At 58.9% G+C, this 1,468-nt stretch carries 3 protein-coding genes; all 3 read left to right on the top strand.

Annotation, left to right across the window (positions count from 1 at the left end):
* Window positions 1-144: 144 nt before the first annotated feature.
* Window positions 145-561, top strand: a complete 417-nt coding sequence (locus tag ACXRVY_RS28835; protein WP_457265749.1) for a phage tail terminator-like protein — start codon at window positions 145-147, stop codon at window positions 559-561.
* A gap of 71 nt (window positions 562-632) precedes the next feature.
* The gene (locus ACXRVY_RS28830) at window positions 633-1,280 is read left to right on the top strand and encodes a phage tail protein (RefSeq protein WP_458238931.1); all 648 of its coding nucleotides are present in this window, start codon (window positions 633-635) and stop codon (window positions 1,278-1,280) included.
* 9 nt (window positions 1,281-1,289) lie between these two features.
* On the top strand, window positions 1,290-1,468 hold a 179-nt coding region (locus ACXRVY_RS28825; protein WP_458238932.1), incomplete at its 3' end, for a phage tail assembly chaperone.

The raw sequence follows: 1,468 nt of genomic DNA, 5'->3' as shown, positions 1-1,468 counted from the left end.
CCAGACTGCCTACCTCATAAACAACCTGCCGTACGCGATCCCTCTCGAGTTCGGGCATTCGACCCAAGCACCCAACGGCATGGTCCGCATAACCGTGGCCCGCTTCCAGCAGATCGTGCAGGAGGCCATCAGGAACAACCAGGTATGAGCCACAACATCATCGCCTCGATCTACGAGGCCAAGCTGATYGCCTGGGCAAAGGCGTTACCGACACCGCTGAAGGTGGTAGTCGAGAACGAGACCTACACGCCCATTGATGGTGCCATCTACCTGAAGGCGTTCACGCTGCCCGCCGACACCGCAAGCAACACGCTCGGCGGCGACCATAAGCTGTACACCGGCGTATTCCAAGTCAGCATCGTGACGCCTTCTGGCAAGTACCGAGGTGCGGCCGGCGCACTGGCCGACCAGATCGCCACGCTGTTCCCGCTGTACGAGCGAAACACGAAAGGCGCGCTTACGGTGGTGACCATGAGCCCGGTAGACCCCGGCCCCGGCATTCCTGACGACACCACCTTCACTGTTCCTGTGTCGTTCCTTTACCGAGCCGACACTAACTAAATCCGCCCGTTGGGCAACCCCGGAACCCGCCATTGAGTGGGTTTTGTCATTTCTGCAAAGAGGAAAAACCAATGGGCTACAAACTCCCCAACGGCGCGACCATTCAGCACGGTGYCACCTACGCCGCCGAGCTGCCATTCACTGCGATGTCCAATGCCAATGAGGCGGTCGCCACGGTGACAGGCAGCACTTTGGCTGCTGGTGACATCGTCTTGGTTACTGCCGGCTGGAGTCGCCTGAACAACCGAGTGGTGCGAGTCAAAACGGCGACTGCAACGGCGACCACTCTCGAAGGCATTGATACGTCCGACGTCCAGGTCTATCCGGCTGGCGGTGGTGTTGGCACTCTGAAGAAGGTCCTCACCTGGGTGCAGATCCCGCAAGTGACTGACGTCGCGTTCTCCGGCGGAGAGCAAAACTACTTGGATGTGGTTTTCCTCGAAGACGACCAAGGCAAGCAAATCCCGACTGATAAATCCGCTGCGAGTATGGCGCTGACCATTGCCGATGATCCGGCCCAGGCTTTCAATGCCGTGCTGCTCGCAGCAGATGCGGGCAAGAAGATCCAGGCTGCACGGATGAATCTTCCTGGCACCGATACCGTTCTCTACGGCGCGTACACCTCGTTCTCGAAGCAACCGGCGGTATCGCGCAACAACCTGCTGACCCGCACTGTCAACCTGGCGTTGCAGGCTGAACCCACCCGCTACCTGTCGTAAGGAATTCTCATGGCAAAGTTTTCCATCGCACCGAAGCCGACGTTTACCGTCGATGTGCCCATTCCGCAGGTAGGTGGCAACCCGGCAATGGTTCCGTTCACGTTCAAGTATCGCGACCGCACTGCTTTGGCTGAGCTCTTCGACAGTTGGAAGCAGAAGGCAAGTGACCTCGGCGAGCGCTTCAAAGG

The sequence above is a fragment of the Pseudomonas sp. P5_A2_2 genome, assembly GCF_054177685.1.
The sequence above is the reverse complement of the archived record's forward strand: the minus strand, read 5'-3'. Positions and strand labels throughout refer to the sequence as shown.